This window comes from Moorena sp. SIO4E2, from assembly GCF_010671945.1.
Lineage (GTDB): Bacteria > Cyanobacteriota > Cyanobacteriia > Cyanobacteriales > Coleofasciculaceae > Moorena > Moorena producens.
Genome location: NZ_JAAHIE010001052.1, coordinates 1 through 1,838 on the forward strand (window position 1 = coordinate 1; position 1,838 = coordinate 1,838).

At 43.2% G+C, this 1,838-nt stretch carries 1 protein-coding gene and 1 pseudogene; one reads left to right on the forward strand and one right to left on the reverse strand.

The window, feature by feature from the left end:
• Positions 1–38 precede the first annotated feature (38 nt).
• Entirely contained in the window at positions 39–1,433 is a 1,395-nt protein-coding gene (locus tag F6K37_RS40515) for a zinc ribbon domain-containing protein (protein WP_287256940.1), read from the reverse strand.
• A gap of 52 nt (positions 1,434–1,485) precedes the next feature.
• Between F6K37_RS40515 and tnpA the strand changes: the two are divergent.
• Positions 1,486–1,716, forward strand: a pseudogene (gene tnpA / locus F6K37_RS40520) (IS200/IS605 family transposase); the annotation flags it as partial.
• Between the last annotated feature and the right edge of the window lie 122 nt (positions 1,717–1,838).

The following is a 1,838-nucleotide window of genomic DNA, read 5'->3' on the forward strand; positions in this document are numbered from 1 at the left end:
GTATGAAGCTTCCACCGCCTGAACGAGGCGGTGGTGTCTTATGCTAATTTGGAGTTATCCCTAACCCACAACTCACACAAGGAAGCCCAGCTTCTAGGCGGTCGTCCAGATCTTTTGCTGGAACGACCCTCACCGTCATTTCTGCGAGTGAGTTTAATTACGCCTCTAGCACCGATGTTGTAAGCTCCGTTTAAGTCGGCATTAAATCGCTTACCTGAAGGAAAGGTTGTTAGGGCATAATTCCTTGAATTACGTTTAACCGTACCAGATCCATCATAGGCCAGCTTTGAAGTGTAAGCCGCCACGACTTCCACGACTTTACCCCCCAATTCAGTCCATTTCATTTCCGTAAAATCACGAATTTTTGCTTTGAGCCAACCGTGGAATCTTTGCCTTAGGTTAGACCGCTTTCGTCCACCCTTCGGCTTCCATCCTTTAAGATTCTCAAATACGTTCGCGAAGCGTCGGCTTTGCCGAATCGCTTCCGAGTTGAATTTCTCAGCAATCTCGACAATTCGCTTAGAAACTATGTGGCTGATTTGGTTGTTGATTCTTTGGCATTTTTTATAGGTTTTAGAACAGAAAGCCTTGTGAAGTTTCCCGCCTTTTCCCATAGTTTTAGATGCTCGTACAGATACGGACTTTAGTCGTTTGTCCCTACGGTCTATGTCTCTTCCTGGGTGAATAAATTCACGGTGGATTACAGTGCCGGTCTGGGTTACGACTGCTATTGTTGCGGTAGTGTTGATACCTAAATCTACCGCAGTAACGTTAGCTTCTGGTTTGCGCTTTTCTGGCTTGCAATTGAACGGAACAGACAGATGACAGTACCTATCATTGAAGATCAACGCAGGAGACATCATTTTGTTAGTCGCACAGGCGTGGCGTTCTCTTAAACCGGTAATCTGAACTTTAGTCCAGATCCAGTTCTTGCCATTAAAAACTTTAATTTCTACTTGGTTAAAACCATGTAATTTATAGCATTGACCTTTATACAAAGAGGGATAACAACCAGTGTCTGCGTTTAGTTTTGGAGGTTTGGCATCTTTCCTTTTTCTCGAACCTGATTGCCATTCCTGGTAACGGGTCACAAAGCTACTAACTTGACCAGCAGAGAATGCGTTCGCGAAGCGTCGGCTTTGCCGAATCGCAGATCTACGGTAGTAGCTGGGGAATTTGTAAAAAGCTTGATTGAACTGAGGGTATTTTATACTGGGGCGTTTAGCCGTCTGATGCATTAACTTCTCGACAGCAGGAGTCAAGTGATCTGCCGTTAACGTACCTAATTCCCCCCAGTGGGTATAGATGATTCCAACCAAATATCTGCAAGCACGACGATAGACTTTAACCGTTTCGCTAAACAGTAAACGTTGTTCTGCGGTCGGGTTAAGCCTCCATTTGTCAGTGCGAATGATCTTGGTTGGTGTCTTCACGTCCTCACCTAAACTGCTAACATGTCACTATCTTAACCTATAGTGTTTTAACATGTCAACTACCATGCGTTCTTTCGCACATACAGTTTCGCTAATAAAGATTCATATAGTGTTTGTGACAAAGTACCGCCACCCAGTGATCACTGGGGATATAGAAGAGGATATCAAAGACTTAGTCAAAAGCATTTGCGACAAAAATGACTGCATCCTTGAAGATGCCAAGGCAGACCTGGGGACAAACGACCATATTCATCTTTTAATCGACTTAGCTCCCAAGGTAAGCTGTTGCGCATTTAAACTGTGATAACAGCATTGCCTTTGTTTTTTATTTTTCGTACCCATTTTATAATTAACCCTCCTTCATTTAAAAGATGATTTAACAAACATTCTAATTCTTCAATTGAT